Source organism: Rhizobium rhododendri, assembly GCF_007000325.2.
Taxonomy (GTDB): Bacteria; Pseudomonadota; Alphaproteobacteria; order Rhizobiales; family Rhizobiaceae; genus Rhizobium; species Rhizobium rhododendri.
The window spans coordinates 2875749-2891619 of sequence record NZ_CP117267.1 but is presented as its reverse complement, the minus strand read 5'-3'; the positions used below and the strand labels follow the sequence as shown (position 1 = coordinate 2891619).

18 protein-coding genes are annotated in these 15871 nt (G+C 62.5%); 10 read left to right on the top strand and 8 right to left on the bottom strand.

The window, feature by feature from the left end:
* Positions 1-68 precede the first annotated feature (68 nt).
* Positions 69-350 carry a BolA family protein gene (locus PR018_RS14065; protein WP_142824767.1) on the bottom strand — a complete coding sequence of 94 codons (282 nt, stop codon included), beginning with the start codon at positions 348-350 and terminating at the stop codon, positions 69-71.
* Between the two features lie 104 nt (positions 351-454).
* On the opposite strand from PR018_RS14065, the gene PR018_RS14060 reads away from it, so the two are divergent.
* The 4 genes from PR018_RS14060 to PR018_RS14045 all read left to right on the top strand — a co-directional run bounded on the left by PR018_RS14060 (position 455) and on the right by PR018_RS14045 (position 5368).
* On the top strand, positions 455-1072 hold the full coding sequence (locus PR018_RS14060; RefSeq protein WP_142824768.1) for a J domain-containing protein: 618 nt from the start codon (positions 455-457) through the stop codon (positions 1070-1072).
* A 312-nt stretch (positions 1073-1384) separates the two neighbouring features.
* Positions 1385-2374, top strand: coding sequence for a cobaltochelatase subunit CobS (cobS, locus tag PR018_RS14055; protein WP_111220043.1), 990 nt, complete (start codon positions 1385-1387; stop codon positions 2372-2374).
* Positions 2375-2418: 44 nt separating this feature from the next.
* Positions 2419-4317 (top strand): cobaltochelatase subunit CobT, encoded by a 1899-nt coding sequence (cobT, locus tag PR018_RS14050; RefSeq protein WP_142824769.1) that lies wholly within the window; start codon positions 2419-2421, stop codon positions 4315-4317.
* Between the two features lie 52 nt (positions 4318-4369).
* Positions 4370-5368: an esterase-like activity of phytase family protein gene (locus tag PR018_RS14045; RefSeq protein ID WP_142824770.1), complete on the top strand. Its 999-nt coding sequence runs from the start codon at positions 4370-4372 to the stop codon at positions 5366-5368.
* Between the two features lie 32 nt (positions 5369-5400).
* Here the strand turns inward: PR018_RS14045 and PR018_RS14040 are convergent, their stop codons facing one another.
* Both PR018_RS14040 and rpmB read right to left on the bottom strand, forming a co-directional pair.
* Positions 5401-6033: a queuosine precursor transporter gene (locus PR018_RS14040; protein WP_142824771.1), complete on the bottom strand. Its 633-nt coding sequence runs from the start codon at positions 6031-6033 to the stop codon at positions 5401-5403.
* 115 nt (positions 6034-6148) lie between these two features.
* Positions 6149-6451: a 50S ribosomal protein L28 gene (gene rpmB, locus PR018_RS14035; protein ID WP_111219879.1), complete on the bottom strand. Its 303-nt coding sequence runs from the start codon at positions 6449-6451 to the stop codon at positions 6149-6151.
* Between the two features lie 234 nt (positions 6452-6685).
* Between rpmB and PR018_RS14030 the strand changes: the two genes are divergently transcribed.
* Together PR018_RS14030 and yddG are read left to right on the top strand one after the other, a co-directional pair.
* A complete protein-coding gene (locus PR018_RS14030; RefSeq protein WP_142824772.1) occupies positions 6686-7456 on the top strand; it encodes a DUF3108 domain-containing protein in 771 nt (256 codons plus the stop codon).
* Positions 7457-7504: 48 nt separating this feature from the next.
* Complete coding sequence (gene yddG, locus PR018_RS14025) at positions 7505-8398, top strand: aromatic amino acid exporter YddG (RefSeq protein WP_142824773.1); 894 nt, start codon at positions 7505-7507, stop codon at positions 8396-8398.
* Between the two features lie 3 nt (positions 8399-8401).
* Here the strand turns inward: yddG and PR018_RS14020 are convergent, their stop codons facing one another.
* Positions 8402-8827 (bottom strand): cupin domain-containing protein, encoded by a 426-nt coding sequence (locus PR018_RS14020; RefSeq protein WP_142824774.1) that lies wholly within the window; start codon positions 8825-8827, stop codon positions 8402-8404.
* Entirely contained in the window at positions 8827-9597 is a 771-nt protein-coding gene (gene gloB, locus PR018_RS14015) for a hydroxyacylglutathione hydrolase (RefSeq protein WP_142824775.1), read from the bottom strand. The genes PR018_RS14020 and gloB overlap by 1 nt, the downstream gene beginning before the upstream one ends.
* Positions 9598-9684: 87 nt before the next feature.
* Here gloB and PR018_RS14010 point away from each other — a divergent pair, with 87 nt between their 5' ends.
* From PR018_RS14010 to PR018_RS14000, 3 genes are all read left to right on the top strand, one after another.
* The gene (locus tag PR018_RS14010) at positions 9685-10440 is read left to right on the top strand and encodes a class I SAM-dependent methyltransferase (RefSeq protein ID WP_142824776.1); all 756 of its coding nucleotides are present in this window, start codon (positions 9685-9687) and stop codon (positions 10438-10440) included.
* A gap of 97 nt (positions 10441-10537) precedes the next feature.
* Entirely contained in the window at positions 10538-11647 is a 1110-nt protein-coding gene (hisC, locus tag PR018_RS14005) for a histidinol-phosphate transaminase (protein ID WP_142824777.1), read from the top strand.
* Complete coding sequence (locus PR018_RS14000; protein ID WP_142824778.1) at positions 11644-12576, top strand: prephenate/arogenate dehydrogenase family protein; 933 nt, start codon at positions 11644-11646, stop codon at positions 12574-12576. Before hisC ends, PR018_RS14000 begins: the two co-directional genes overlap by 4 nt.
* A 24-nt stretch (positions 12577-12600) precedes the next feature.
* Here the strand turns inward: PR018_RS14000 and PR018_RS13995 are convergent, their stop codons facing one another.
* A complete protein-coding gene (locus PR018_RS13995) occupies positions 12601-13617 on the bottom strand; it encodes a DUF2125 domain-containing protein (protein ID WP_142824779.1) in 1017 nt (338 codons plus the stop codon).
* A 50-nt stretch (positions 13618-13667) separates the two neighbouring features.
* Between PR018_RS13995 and PR018_RS13990 the strand changes: the two genes are divergently transcribed.
* A complete protein-coding gene (locus PR018_RS13990) occupies positions 13668-14201 on the top strand; it encodes a gamma-glutamylcyclotransferase (protein WP_142824780.1) in 534 nt (177 codons plus the stop codon).
* Between the two features lie 2 nt (positions 14202-14203).
* Here PR018_RS13990 and PR018_RS13985 read toward each other — a convergent pair whose 3' ends face one another.
* Positions 14204-15007 (bottom strand): lysophospholipid acyltransferase family protein, encoded by an 804-nt coding sequence (locus tag PR018_RS13985; protein WP_142824781.1) that lies wholly within the window; start codon positions 15005-15007, stop codon positions 14204-14206.
* 86 nt (positions 15008-15093) lie between these two features.
* A complete protein-coding gene (locus tag PR018_RS13980; RefSeq protein WP_224127921.1) occupies positions 15094-15777 on the bottom strand; it encodes a YdcF family protein in 684 nt (227 codons plus the stop codon).
* Positions 15778-15871: the final 94 nt, after the last annotated feature.

Here is a 15871-nt window from a genome sequence, read left to right as displayed (position 1 = left end):
TTGGCTGTAACCCCGCCTCTGAAGCGCGACGCTGGTTCATCAGCCGGCTGCTAGAACCCCGGCCAGACCTACCAGGCGATCTCTTCACCCGGTGCTGCGGGCTCGATGGCCAAGGCGTGGAGGCCGGCGTCTAGTTCGGGTTTCAGGAGGGCGGTGATGGCGCGGTGGCGGGCGAGGCGGGGCATGCCGGCGAATTTTTGGGACACGATGCGAACCCGCATGTGGGTTTCCCCGGCGCCGGTGATGTCGGGATGGTGGCCGGCGTGGAGATGGCTTTCGTTGATGACGGCAAGGCGCTCGGGCGCGAAATTCTGCGTCAGCGTTTCTTCGATGCGCGATTGAACGGTCATGATCTGCAGCCTGCTTCGGTTTCAAGAAAACGGATCACAAAGCCTGCAAGATTCCGGTTTGTCAATTCTTGTTGTAGGCCGCCGGACGTCCCATAATTAGCCCCATGGGACTAGACTCAAAATTCTTCGATGGCATCCGGACACGCCGTAGAAAGGTACCGGACGAGACGCCTGCCGACCCCATCTGCACATGGGACGGCTGCGAGAAGAAGGGTGTGCATCGCGCGCCGGTCGGCCGCAATGCCGAAGGCAAATTCTTCCTGTTCTGCTTCGAGCACGTCCGCGAGTACAACAAGGGCTATAATTACTTCTCAGGCCTGTCGGACAGCGAGATCGCCCGCTACCAGAAGGAGGCGATCACCGGTCACCGCCCGACCTGGAGCGTCGGCGTCAACAAGGCAGCGCGCAACAGCCCGCTGCATTCCGAGGTCCGCTCCGGCGCCCACCCGAGGATGCGCGATCCGTTCGGCTTCGTGGCGGAAGGGCTCGGTCGGGGACCCCGTTTCGAAGCGCCAGCGCGCAAGTTGAAAACACTGGAGGCCAAGGCCTTCGACACGATGGATTTGACCTTCGGCGCCACGGCGACCGAGATCAAGAGCCGCTACAAGCAACTCGTCAAGAAACACCATCCGGATGCCAATGGCGGTGACCGGGGCTCCGAAGACCGCTTCCGGGCCGTCGTCCAGGCCTATCAATTGTTGAAGCAGAACGGTTTTTGTTAATCCGTCTCCTTGAGTTCGAAATGGGATGAGGTATGGTCCAGATCGACCGGGACAGCCGGGCGGCCAAGGCGTGATCCCGCGCGTTTGTCGCTGCGATCTCCGGTCGACACTCCGGGCGCGGCGTTTCTTGTCCGGGACTTTGCTTGTCATGCTCTCCGGCGCAGCCCGGTCGCACAGAGATTTCGCTTTAGTCCCGGAGAAGAATCGCCGTCGTCTTGACCATTCGAGATGAGCGGCCATCTTCGGTGGCGAAGCAGTCGCGACAAAGAACATGCAATGCGGCCGGGTGCGATCACCCGCCTTGGAGACATGATGAGTAAGATTGACGTTGATATCTCGCAGCTGCCCGACACCACGGTTTCGCTGCGCGAAGCCTTCGGTATTGATTCCGACATGCGCGTGCCGGCCTACAGCAAGGGCGACGCCTATGTTCCGGACTTCGATTCGGACTACCTCTTCGACCGCGACACGACGCTCGCCATCGTCGCCGGCTTCGCGCATAACCGGCGCGTGATGATTTCGGGCTACCACGGCACGGGCAAATCGTCGCATATCGAGCAGGTCGCCGCGCGCCTCAACTGGCCCTGCGTGCGTATCAACCTCGACAGCCATGTCAGCCGTATCGACCTTGTCGGCAAGGATGCCATTGTCGTTAAGGACGGCATGCAGATCACCGAGTTCAAGGACGGCATCCTGCCCTGGGCCTACCAGCATAATGTCGCGCTCGTGTTCGACGAATACGATGCTGGGCGCCCGGACGTGATGTTCGTCATTCAGCGCGTGCTGGAATCGTCGGGTCGCCTGACGCTTCTCGACCAGAGCCGCGTCATCCGCCCGCATCCCGCCTTCCGCCTGTTTGCCACCGCCAACACCATCGGCCTCGGCGACACGACGGGCCTTTATCACGGCACGCAGCAGATCAACCAGGCGCAGATGGACCGCTGGTCGATCGTCTCGACGCTGAACTACCTGCCGCACGAGCAGGAAGTGAACATCGTCGCCGCCAAGGTCAAATCCTTCCGCACGACGGCCGGCCGCGAGACCGTTTCGAAGATGGTACGGGTTGCCGACCTGACGCGCGCTGCCTTCATGAACGGCGACCTGTCGACCGTGATGAGCCCGCGTACCGTCATCACCTGGGCTGAGAACGCCGAGATTTTCGGTGATGTCGCCTTCGCCTTCCGCGTCACGTTCCTCAACAAGTGCGACGAGCTTGAGCGTCCGCTGGTGGCCGAGCACTATCAGCGCGCCTTCGGCGTCGAGCTGAAGGAAAGCGCCGCCAACATCGTTCTCGAGGCCTAGAGCATTTCATGCTCGACATGATAGCTCGGAAAGACTGAAGTCATATGGCAGGTCGTGGAGACAATCTGAAGGGCAAGCCCGGCACGCAGGTCGATATGGAGCCGTTGCGCCGGGCGATCACCGGCTGCGTGCGCTCGATTGCCGGCGACGGCGAAGTCGAGGTGACGTTTGCCAACGAACGTCCGGGCATGAGCGGCGAGCGCATCCGCCTGCCAGAAATGTCGAAGCGGCCAACGCTGCATGAGCTTGCCGTTACCCGCGGGCTCGGCGATTCCATGGCGCTGCGTCTTGCCTGCCACGATGCGCGCGTTCATGCGACGATGGCGCCGCAGGGCACCGACGCCCGCACCATCTTCGATGCCGTCGAGCAGGCGCGCGTTGAATCGATCGGGACGTTGCGGATGGATGGCGTCGCCGCCAACATCTACTCCATGAATACCGAGAAATATGCCAAGGCGAACTTTGCCGGTGTCGAGCGTCAGGAAGATGCGCCGCTCGGCGAAGCCATGGCGATGATCATCCGCGAGAAGCTGACCGGCCAGAAGCCGCCGGAAAGCGCTGGAAAGGTGCTCGATCTCTGGCGTCCGTTCATCGAGGAAAAGACCGCCGGCGCTCTGGATGCGCTGCCGGCTGCGATCAACGACCAGCAGGCCTTTGCCCGCGCCATGCGCCACGTCCTCTCAGCCATGGAAATGGCCGAGGACTACGGCGACGACGAGACCGAGCAGAACGACGAGGACAGCACCTCCGAGGAAGACCAGCCACGCAGCGACGAGCAGGACCAGGACGAGGTCGACGAAGATGCCGGCGCTGACGCCGCGCCCGCTGAAGACAGCGAGCAGGCCGACGAGCAGATGGACGACGGCGAGATGGACGGCGCGGAGATTTCCGACGACGACATGACCGACGAGGGCGAGGACGATTCCGAAACGCCCGGCGAGACGCGCCGCCCGAACACTCCTTTCTCCGATTTCAACGAAAAGGTCGACTATCACGTCTTCACCGAGGATTTCGACGAGACCATCAGCGCGTCGGAGCTTTGCGATGCCTCCGAACTGGAGCGGTTGCGGGCGTTTCTCGACAAGCAGCTGGCCCATCTTCAGGGTGCCGTCGGACGCCTCGCCAATCGGATGCAGCGCCGCCTGATGGCGCAGCAGAACCGGTCGTGGGATTTCGACCTGGAAGAGGGCTATCTCGACCCCGCCCGCCTGACGCGGATGATCATCGACCCGATGCAGCCGCTGTCGTTCAAGATGGAACGCGACACGCAGTTCCGCGATACGGTGGTGACGCTGCTGATCGACAATTCCGGCTCGATGCGCGGACGGCCGATCACGGTTGCCGCCACTTGCGCCGATATCCTGGCGCGTACGCTGGAGCGCTGCGGCGTCAAGGTCGAGATCCTCGGCTTCACGACCAAGGCCTGGAAGGGCGGGCAGTCCCGCGAGACATGGCTTGCCGGCGGCAAGCCGCAGACGCCGGGCCGCCTCAACGACCTGCGCCACATTATCTACAAGTCGGCTGACGAGCCGCTACGCCGGGCGCGCAACAATCTCGGCCTGATGATGCGCGAAGGGTTGCTGAAGGAAAATATCGACGGCGAGGCGTTGATCTGGGCGCATAACCGGCTGCTGGCGCGGCGCGAGCAGCGCAAGATCCTGATGATGATCTCGGATGGTGCGCCCGTCGACGATTCGACGCTGTCGGTCAATCCGGGCAATTATCTGGAGCGCCACCTGCGCGCCGTCATCGAGCAGATCGAGACCCGTTCGCCTGTCGAACTTCTCGCCATCGGCATCGGCCACGACGTGACACGCTATTATCGTCGCGCCGTCACGATCGTCGATGCCGACGAACTGGCCGGCGCCATGACGGAGCAGCTGGCATCGCTGTTCGAAGACCAGACGCAGCTGCGCGGTAGCCGGCGGCGCCGGGCTGGCTGACAACGCGCCGCCGGTTTTCGCCGACGGCTGTTTCCTGATATCCGAGGGCCTGATGAAGCGACTTTCCCGCGTCTGCCTGCTGGCCGCGCTGCTGGCCGGCTGTGTGTCTGCCGGCGATCCCTCCGCCGGCGGACCTGCCGAGATCCGTGCCAGCAAGATATCCGCTTTTCGTTTTGGCTCGACGGTGACTAAATTCGGCGATCTCGAGTTTCTGGGCGGCCTTCAGATGACCTCGAGCAACGATCTGTTCGGTGCCGCCTCGGCCATCCGGCTGCGGCCAGACCACCGGCACTTCGTCTCCGTGCTCGATACCGGGCACTGGTGGACAGGCGCCATCGACCGTGATGCCGATGGCAAGCTGCAGGGCATCTCCGAGGCGGTCATCACGCCGATGATCGACCGGTTTGGCCAGATGCACGAAGGCAAGGGCGCAATGGATGCCGAGGGCGTTGCGCTGCGCGGCAACACCGTGCTTGTCAGCTACGAGCAGAACCACCGGGTCGACGTCTATCCCGATCCCGGCTTCGAGACGTCCAAGCCGTCGGGCTCGATCCCTATCCTCATGAACCGCAATGCGTTGCGCGGCAACCAGAGCCTCGAAGCGCTGATGATTGGCCCGCCGGGCAGCCCGCTTGCCGGCAATGCCGTACTGGTGACGGAACGCAGCCTCGACAAGGACGGCAACATGCTCGCCGCCATTCTCGACGGCCCCCTGAAAGGCCGCTTCACCGTCCGCCATTACGATGACTACGATGTCAGCGACGGGGTGTTCCTCCCGGACGGCGACCTGCTGCTTCTGGAACGGCGTTTCGACTTCGCCCACGGCATCGGCATGCGCCTGCGCCGCATTGTCGGCGGCGATATCAAGCCGGGTGCCGTAGTCGATGGAAAGGTGATCTTCGAGGCCAATGCCGACGAACAGATCGACAACATGGAAGGCATAGACGCCTTCCGCGCCGAAGACGGCACGATCCACCTGATCATGGTCTCCGACGACAATCACTCGATCCTGCAGCGCAACCTGATGCTGGAATTCCGGCTTCTGCGGTGAGGAACCGCTACCGGTTTCTCAGGGACAGTCCCTCAGCCCCGAACCGGCTGCGCCGGCTTCAGAACGTTCATGAGGGCGCCGTAGGGCAGCAGCATTACCAGGCCGACGATCAGCTTGACGGAGAAGTCACCGATGGCCCAGGAGATCCAGCGCGGCGCTTCGATCGTGAAGATGCCGAGGATCGGCGCCTGTTCGAGCGCGAATGGCGTGTTGTCGCCGAGGAACACGAAAAAGGCGGCGAAGGACAGAGAGAAGAACAGCACGGTATCGAGCAGAGAGCCCAGCAGGGAGCCAACCAGCGGCGCGCGCCACCACGCCTGGCGGCGCAAGCGGTTGAACAGCACGATGTCGAGCAGCTGGCCTGCCAGATAGGCAGCGCCCGAGGCAATGGCGATGCGCGGCACCGACGAGAAGAACGACATGGCGATACCGACGACGAAGCCGGCAAGCACGACGCGGCGCGCGATGGTCGGGCCGAACTGGCGGTTGGTGAGGTCCGTGACGAGAAAGGCGACCGGGTAGGTGAAGGCACCCCAGGTCAGGATGTCGCCGAGCTTGATGCCGGCAATCTCGCCGTTCAGCGGGAACTGGACGAGAAAATTGGACGCGACGACGACCAGCGTCATCAGGGCAACGTAGATCAGCAGAAAGCGCGGGTTGGGCATTTTTTTATCCTGGGTGATGCCACCAGTTGGAGGGAAGGACCGGTCAAAGCAAAGGCTTGAGCGGATATTATCCGTCAAGCCTTTGAAAGCACGTATAAAGTCAGATCAAGAAAGCTTAGGCAGCGGTCGCTGCAAGTTCTGCAGTCTTCTTGACGATCTGGCGACGAAGCAGGCGAGCGCGCTGGCTCAGCGTGGTTTCGTCGGACTTCAGAAGGAAGGCATCGAGGCCGCCACGGTGTTCGACAGTGCGGAGCGCCGCAGCCGAAACGCGTAGGCGATAACGCTGGCCGAGCGAATCGGAGATCAGCGTTACCTGGCACAGGTTCGGAAGGAACTTGCGCTTGGTCTTGTTGTTTGCGTGGCTGACATTGTTACCCGTCAGGACGGCCTTGCCGGTCAATTCGCACATGCGGGACATGGTACACCTATTTTATTTTTGTCTGCCATCGGAGAGCCTTGCCGGCAAAACCGGTTCCGCAATCCAACAGGCCATGATTGGAAAGTTGCGGTTCTATAGTCAGCGCAGCCTTGGCAGTCAAGCCAAACCTTGGCATTTCCCGCAATTCCGCCAAAAAGCTCGTGCTTGTTGGCATCGCAGACATCGTCACAAGTGTCTATATAGGGTACTACCACTCATATGAAGGCAATCACGATGTCATATCTCGGAAAATGGCTTCTCGTCTCCGTTATCGCCGGATCACTCCCGGCCATGGGTCATGCCGAGGACATGCGGCATGAAACCGAATACCGCGTGGCGCTGGCCGGGCTGCCGATCGCGCACGCCGATTTCAAGACCGAAGTCATCGACAAGCATTTCACCATCAAGGGCACGGTCAGTTCCTCGGGCCTCGCCGATCTTGTGACGACGATCTCGGCGCAAGCCGATGTTGCCGGTGTCGTGGGGCCGCGGAAGCTCGAGACATCGCGCTACACGCTCAATTACAAGAGCGGCCGCAAGCAGCACACCTATGACGTCCTTTACCGCGATGGCAACGTCACATCGTCGACCACGACGCCGGAGCCGCACCGGCCGCAGAACTGGATCCCGGTTGCCGAGGGAGACCTGCGCTCCGTTCTCGATCCGGTGTCGGGGCTGATTTTTCCGGCAAACACCAACGTCTGTGCGCAGACACTGCCGATCTACGACGGCGAGACGCGCATGAACCTGAAGCTGTCTCCGAAGGGCTCCAAGCCGTTTTCGACCGAGGGTTTCAAGGGCGACGCGATCGTTTGCGGCGTGCATTTCACAGCTCTCGGCGGCTACAAGAAGAGCCGTACCGATTTCGACTACCTGAGCAAGAGCAACGACATGGAGATCTGGTTTGCCAAGGCGGACGCCATGAAGGTATATGCTCCCGTCTACGTCCGCATCCCGACCAAGTACGGCACGGTGACAATCACGGCGGTCAAGTACGGCAGTTAACGGCACCTCCTCCGGCAGACACCGGCGCGGTGTCGCAAAGGGGGCAGAATGACATTGCGGGCAACGCTGATCGGTTTTTCGGCAATCCTGATGTGGTCCTTCCTGGCGCTGTTCACTGCCGCCTCCGGGACAATGCCGGCCTTCCAGCTTTCGGCCATCTGCTTTGCCATCGGCAGCATCCCGGGCATTGTGGTTCTGATCCTCAGGCCGGAGCGGATAAAGCTGCTGCGTCAGCCGGCGAAAGTGTGGATCACAGGCATTGCCGGGCTGTTCGGCTATCATTTTCTCTATTTCACGGCACTTAGAAATGCGCCGGCGGTCGAGGCCGGTCTCATCGCCTATCTCTGGCCGTTGCTCATCGTCGTCGGCTCGGCGCTGCTGCCGGGGGAACGGCTGCGCTGGTATCACATCGCAGGCGCCTTTGCCGGGCTCGCCGGGACGGTGCTGATCGTCGGGCGCAACGGGTTTCATTTCGATGCGGCCTATGGGCTCGGCTATGGCGCGGCCGTTCTCTGCGCTTTCACGTGGTCAGGCTATTCGTTGCTGACGCGGCGTTTCGATGCCGTCTCGACCGATGTCGTCACCGGCTTCTGCCTTGCGACGTCGATCCTGTCGCTGCTGTGCCATGTGGGGCTGGAAAGCACTGTCTGGCCGGAAACAGGCTTTCAATGGGCGGCGATAGCCGGTCTCGGGCTGTTGCCGGTCGGGGCTGCCTTCTACGCCTGGGATTATGGTGTCAAGAGCGGCGATATCCAGATCCTCGGTGCCGCCAGCTATGCGGCGCCGTTGCTGTCGACACTGATCCTGACGTTGTTCGGCTTTGCCGAGCCGAGGTGGGGAATTGTCGGTGCCTGCCTGCTGGTGACCGGCGGCGCCGTGCTTGCCGCCCATAAAATGATCCTGCGCCGTCCGCCAGCGCCGGATGTCGCCATTGCCGAATAGGAATCAGGCGTCCGAAGGCTTCCAGCCCGGAGGCGCCATTTCGAAGCTCGAAAATTCAAAGCCCGGGGCGACGGTGCAGCCGACCAGCGTGTAGTCGCCGGTTGTTTCCGCCGCCTGCCACCAGTCGGCGGGTACGATCGCCTGTGGCCGTTCGCCGCTCGCGAAATCTGTCCCGAGGACGATCGTCGTCTTGCCCTGGCCATTCTCCGAGATGTCGAGCGCCAAGGGAGCGCCGGCATAGTAATGCCAGACTTCGGCGGCATCCCGCACACGGTGCCAGTGAGAGCGCTCTCCGGACTGCAGCATGTAATAGATCGCCGTCGAATGACCGCGCGCCTCGCCTGTGCTGTCGCGGAAGGTCTGGACGTACCAGCCACCTTCCGGGTGGGGCTGCATGCCGAGTTCGCGGATGATGTCCTCCGGCCGCATCAGAAATTATCTTTCCGCTTGCGGATTTCGGTGAAGACTTCCTCGTTGGTGCGGCTTTCCATCAAAAGGTTGCGGCGGATGGCCGGATCGGCGGGGCGCAGGAACGGATTGGTTTCCTTCTCCAGCGCCAGCGTCGTCGGGATGGTGAACTTGCCCTCGGCGCGCATCGCCTCGATATCGGCCGCCCGGGCTTTCAGGCGCTCGTTGTCGGGATCGATGGTGAGCGCGAAACGGGCATTGGCCAGCGTGTATTCATGGCCGAAATAGACGGCGGTCTCGTCGGGCAGCACGGCAAGTTTCTGCAGCGAAGCCCACATGTCCGAGGCCGGGCGTTCGAAAAGACGACCGCAGCCGAGCGCGAACAGCGTATCTGCGGCAAACAGCAGCTTGTCGTCCTCGAAGTGGTAGCAGATATGTCCGGCTGTGTGGCCCGGCGTCTCGATGACGTTGACAGTGTGGCTGCCGAACTTGAAGCTGTCGCCGTCACCATAGGCGCGGTCGAGGCCGGGAATGGCGACCGCCTCGTTGAGCGGGCCGAAGATGAGACAGCCGAACTGCTCCTTCAGCGCCAGGTTGCCTTCGACATGGTCGGTGTGATGGTGGGTGGTGAAGATGTGGCTGATCTTCCAGCCACGGCGCCCCGCTGCTGCGGCAACGGCTGCTGCGTCCGGCGCATCGATGGAGGCGGTGAGGCCTGTCTCCGGATCGTGGACGAGAACGCCGTAATTGTCGGTGCGGCAGGTAAATACGTCGAGTTCCAAAGGCTGCATGGCTCAAATGTCCTAACTTTCGTCGGTCGACACGAATGTAGAGGCTGCGGCCTTGAAGTCCAACCGCCGGCTGATAAGATTTACCGTATGCATGCCGATATCGTCGACCTTCGCCAATTCTATCATTCCGAACTCGGCCGGCTGGCGGAGCAATCGATTGCCATGGCGCTGTCGTCGCTCTGGGCGCGATTGCCGGAGGAGCGGCTCGTCGGTCTCGGATATTCCGTGCCCTATCTCGACCGCTTTCGCGCCGATACCGAGCGGACCTTCGCGTTCATGCCGGCGGGGCAGGGGGCGGTGAACTGGCCGATGGGATCGGCGTCGTCGACGGCGCTGATCTTCGACGAAGAACTGCCTTTGCCCGATTCGTCGATCGACCGCGTCCTTCTGGTGCATTCGCTGGAATTTGCCGAAAGCCCGCGCGAGACGCTGAAAGAGCTTTGGCGGGTGCTGGCGCCCGGCGGGCGGCTGGTGATCGTGGTGCCGAACCGGCGTGGCGTCTGGGCGCGGATGGAACATACGCCATTCGGCTCGGGCCGGCCCTATTCGCGCGGCCAGCTGACGGCGCTGTTGCGCGAGACGAACTTCACGCCGGGAGCGACCGCCGAAGCGCTGTTCTTCCCGCCTTCCAAGCTGCGTGCGGTGCTCAGGCTGCGCCGGGCCTTCGAGCGTATCGGCAGGACGCTGTGGCCGGCCTTCTCCGGCGTCATCATCGTCGAGGCGCAGAAACGGCTTTACCAGGGCCTGCCGGTTGCGGTGCGCGCTTCGCGACGTGTGTTCGTGCCCGTGCTGGCGCCGCGCGGCGTGCCCACCACGCGTGAGGAAACCCAGCCGAAGCGCTGAGTGTTGCCGGCTTCCTGCTCGACAAAATCGTCATTCCGGATTAATGCCACGGGATGTTTGAAGCCGGATATGCCGGCCCTTGTCCAAGGTCGATCCCATGAGCAGCGAAATCAGCAAGCCCGTCCCGCGTCCCGGTATTCTCGACATCGCTGCCTATGTGCCGGGCAAGGAAGGTGCGCCGGGTCTTTCCCGCGTGTTCAAGCTGTCCTCCAACGAGACGCCGCTCGGTGCCAGCCCCAAGGCCATCGCCGCCTTCAAGGCTGCCGCCGACGAGCTGGAACGTTATCCGGACGGCCAGGCATTGGCGCTGCGGCAGGCCATCGCCGACGTCAACGGGCTCAATCCGGCGAATATCCTCTGCGGCAACGGTTCCGACGAACTGCTCGGCCTGCTCTGCCACGTCTACCTGGCACCGGGCGACGAGGCCGTCATCACCGAACACGGGTTCCTCGTCTACAAGATCCAGATCATGGGCGCCGGGGCGACGCCTGTTACGGTCAAGGAAAAGGACTGCACTGTCGACGTCGACGCGATCCTTGCCGCCGTCACCGACCGGACGCGGATGGTGTTTATCGCCAATCCCGGCAATCCGACAGGCACCTACGTGCCCGTCAACGACATCAGGCGCCTGCACGCGGCTTTGCCGAAGAACGTGATCCTCGTGCTCGACGCCGCCTACGCCGAATATGTCCGCCGCAACGACTACGAGGCCGGCATCGAACTGGTCTCGGCAAATTCCAATGTCGTCATGACCCGCACCTTCTCCAAGGCCTACGGCCTGGCGGCGCTTCGCGTCGGCTGGATGTTCGGCCCGGCGGAGATCGTCGATGCGCTGAACCGTATTCGCGGACCGTTCAACATGAATGCCCCTGCAATCGCCGCCGGAGCCGCTGCCATGCGCGACCAGGCGTTCGTCGAGACGGCGGTCACCTACAATCTGCTGTGGCTGGACAAGCTGACTGCGGCGTTTGAAGCCATCGGGCTTAAGGTCACGCCATCGGTTGCCAATTTCGTTCTCATCCACTTCCCGGATGTGGACGGCAAGCGGGCCGCCGATGCCGACGAGTTGCTGGCCAGCCGGGGCTATATCCTGCGTGCCGTGCGCGGCTACGGCTTCACCAATTCGTTGCGGATGAGCATCGGCACGGAAGAGGCCAATCGCGGTGTCATCGAGACACTCGGCGAATTCATGGGACGCAAGGCATGAGCGATGTCCAGTTCGACCGGATCGCGCTGATCGGCATCGGACTGATCGGCTCGTCTCTCGCCCATGACATCCGTGGGCTCGGTCTTGCCCGTGAGGTCGTCATCGCGACGCGCGGCGCAGAGACGCTGAAGCGGGCCGAGGAACTGCGACTGGGCGACCGCTACACGCTGTCGTCGGGCGAGGCCGTCAAGGGTGCCGATCTCGTCATCGTCTCGGTGCCTGTGGGCTCCTCGGAGAGTGTCGCCATCGAGATTGCCCCGTATCTGAAGCAGGGTGCCATCGTCACCGATGTCGGTTCGACCAAGGCCTCGGTCATCGCGCAGATGCAACCGCATATTCCGGAGGGCGTGCATTTCATTCCGGGCCACCCCCTCGCAGGCACGGAAAAATCGGGGCCCGACGCGGGTTTTGCTGGTCTTTTCCGGGGACGCTGGTGCATTTTCACGCCTGTCGAAGGCACGGACGAGACGGCGCTGAAGGTGCTGCGGCATTTCTGGGAGACACTTGGTTCCCGTGTCGACGAAATGGACGCTGAACACCATGACAAGGTGCTGGCCATCGTCAGCCACCTGCCGCACCTGATTGCCTACAACATCGTCGGGACGGCAGCCGATCTCGAGACGGTGACGCAGTCGGAAGTGATCAAATATTCCGCCTCCGGCTTTCGCGACTTTACCCGCCTGGCAGCTTCCGATCCCACCATGTGGCGCGATGTCTGCCTGCACAACAAGGATGCGATCCTCGAGATGCTGGCGCGGTTTTCCGAAGATCTCGCCTATCTGCAGCGGGCGATCCGCTGGGGCGAGGGCGACAAGATCATGGAACTCTTCACCCGCACCCGCGCCGTCCGCCGCTCCATCATCGAGGCCGGCCAGGATGTCGACGCCCCCGATTTCGGCCGACACGCGCTCGATCCGAAAGCGCCGTGACGCTCGGTCTCAAGGCGTACCGCCTCAGATCGGCGGGATCTTGCCGACCGGGATGAAGCCGCTGAGCGTGACCGCGCCGTGATCGACGGTGAGATCGACGGACACCTTGTCCTCGCCGGCGGCGAGCGCCTTCAGCAGCTTGCCGGCCATGTCCACCGTCTGCTTGGCGGCAGGGATCGCCTGCTTGATGCTGTCGCGCCAATGGCTGATCTGCTGGATCTCCAGCTTGAACTGGCCGGACAGAAAGCCGTCGTCGTCGAAGGAGAACGGCCCTGACAGGGTCATGATACGGCCGTCGCCGATGTCGGTCGTTACCTTGCGCAGGATACCCGATGCGCCAAACAGGCCGCGCCCGTCCTTTTCGCTGCCGTCGAGCAGCCCCGCCTTGCCGGTCAGCGTCACATCGATCTCGGCCGCGAGCGCCGGAAGCTGCGGGAAATCCTTGATGATGGCGTTGGAGTTCTTCACCTCGAAGACGGCTTCGAGGTCTTCACCGTTCTGGCGGACATGGATCTCCGTCTTGTCGGCCGTAAAATTCACCGTCTGGCCGGTTGCCGAGGAGACGACGGCGGTCTTGAGGCCGTTGATCGTGGTGGCGCCCTGCTCGATGCCGTTGCCCCGGGTGACCATGGTGGATTGTAGCGCTGCCCATTCGGAGGAGATGGTCAGTCCCTGCGAGGTTCGGATCTCTGCCGGGGAATTCAGCTGCCACTCGATGTTGCCGGGCGCGTAGACGTGAGCCGAGGCGCTGAGGTCGTCGAAGGTGGCGGACACACCCCGTGTGTGGTCGTCGACCTGGACCTTGGAGCAGGTCAGGCCGATGCGGAAGGGAAAGCCCTGCTGGTCGAGGTCCGTACACTGGCCGGTAAAGCCTGCCGCATCCTGTTTGCCCAGCGCCCGCAGGACATTGGTCTTCAGCGCCGAGGCGGCATAGAACCAGCCGGCGGTGTAGACTGCGGCCAGCAGGACGATGATCCCCAAAAGGATGAACATCCCCCGGAAGCCTCTGCCGGATCGCTCGCTCTGGCTTGACGCTGACATGATGTTCTCCAATGGTGCACAGCAATGCTGATGTGAGTATGGCTTTGGATATGGACGAATTTTGGGTGTTTGGCTACGGATCGCTCATGTGGAATCCGGGTTTCGCCTTTTTGGAACAAGCGGATGCCGTCATTTTCGGTTATCGCCGTTCGCTCTGCGTTTATTCCTGGGTGCATCGTGGCAGCGAGGCCAGCCCCGGGTTGGTGCTCGGCCTCGACCGTGGCGGGGCCTGCCGTGGCGTGGCGTTCCGGGTGGCGGACGCGGACAGGGATGCAGTGCTTTCCTACCTCAGGGAGCGGGAACTGGTGACCAGGGTCTACCTCGAGCGCCTCGCTCCGATCCGGCTTGCAGACGGCCGCCGGGTGACCGCTGTGGCTTATGTGGTCGACCGCCATCACAGGCAATATGCCGGCGCGCTCGATCCGCTGACAGCTGCCCGCATCGTCGATGTCTCCGTCGGCCAGTCCGGGCCAAACGATGCCTATGTGTTCAATACGCTCACCCATCTCCGCGAGGCTGGCATCCGCGATGCCTGGCTCGAGAGCGTCAATGAAGAAGTGTTGCGGTTGCGAGGCGCTGCCTGAGCTCAGCCGCTGGCCTCTGCCGACGGGGAACTGCGCAGGATTGCCAGTCTTTCGATGGCCGTCGGCGGTAGCGGCAGGTCCGGATTGCGGGCCACGGTTTCCTGCAGCAGTTCGTCGCTGGCAGCCTCGGTCACCTTGATCAGGTGAGCGAAAAAGGCATCGGGGTCCATACCCGGCTGGATCGGGGGCAGGATGCGGACCTTGAAATGGCCGGGATAGCGACGAAAATCGCGGCGTGGCCAGAACAGTCCGGGGTGCATGGCGACCGCCACCACCGGCACATCGAGATCGCGGTACATGCGCGCAATGCCGTATTTGTAGACGGGCTCGGCACCGGGCGGGCGGCGCGTGCCCTCGGGGTAGATGATCAGCTGTCGGCCTGCCGCCAGAACCTCGCGCGTGCGCCTGAGGACCTCGACCATCACCTTGCCACGGGCGCCGCGATTGACCGGGATCATCTGCTGCTTCTTGGCATACCAGCCGAACAGCGGGATCCATAAAAGCTCGCGCTTCAGGATATAGACGGGATCGTCGAGGTAGGGGAGCAGCGCAAACGTATCCCAGAAAGACTGGTGTTTCGGCGCAAACATGTAGCCGCCCTTCGGAATGTTCTCGAGACCCTCGATCTCGAAGGTGGTGCCGACGATCTTCTCCATCAGCCAGACGCTGGATGTGGCCCAGGCCTTGGGAATGGCGTAGCCGGCCTTGCGCGGCATCATGAAATAGATGGGCGAAAGCACGATCATCCGGATGATCAGGTTCAGATAGAAGGCGGCATTGAAGAGGATCGAACGAACGGTGATCATGAAGCTGTCCCGACACGCCTGGTGACGGCGCCTGATCCCGTGCCTACACGATATCGATCTCAATAAAAAGACGGCAGGCGCCGATGCTAGCCCTTGTGCTGCGCGTCGTCCTGCTCCTGCGAGCGAAGGCCTGCAGGGCGGGCAAAACCGAACAGGTTGCGGCCACCGGTCAACAGTACCTTGGCATATTCGGAGAGCATGGTGCGAAGCGCATTCGGGTCGGTAAACCAGGCCTTGGTCTTCAGGTCCGAGTTGACGACGGGATAGGGAATGAAATCCATTTCCGGGTCGGCATAGCGCAGTTCCGCTATGCTGCGCGGCATGTGGTAGTTGTTGGTGACCACCAGCACGCTCTTGTAGCCCTTGGCATGGATCCACTTCACCGTTTCGCTGGCATTGCCGATCGTGTCGATGGCGTCGTAGCCGATATCGACACAGCAGGCGAAAAGATCCGGCGGCGTCTGTGTCGCCTTGGCGATCTGCTTGCGGGTCGTGGCGGGATAGGCGCCCGATATCAGGAGCCGGTTGCCGGCGCCGCTGCGCAGAAGCTCGATCGCCTGGTCGATGCGCTGGTAGCCACCGGTAAGCACGACGATGGCGTCGGCCTTTGGATCAAGTGGCGGCCGTAGGGTGGTGACCGAATCAGCAAAGCGCAGGAAGCCACCGAAAAGGATGGCGCCGGCAAGAATGGTGGCAAAGCCCGTCCAACGCATAATCCGACGGAAAACGCTGCGGCGCGGGGGATTTTCACCACCTGCTACCTGCCGCATCGTCGCCGGATCGAGCGTGTTTCGTGTCATCTGTTCCATGGTTGCCAAACGTCAGTTCCGCCAGACTAGGGCTGTGTCCGGGCCGTTTGATGGC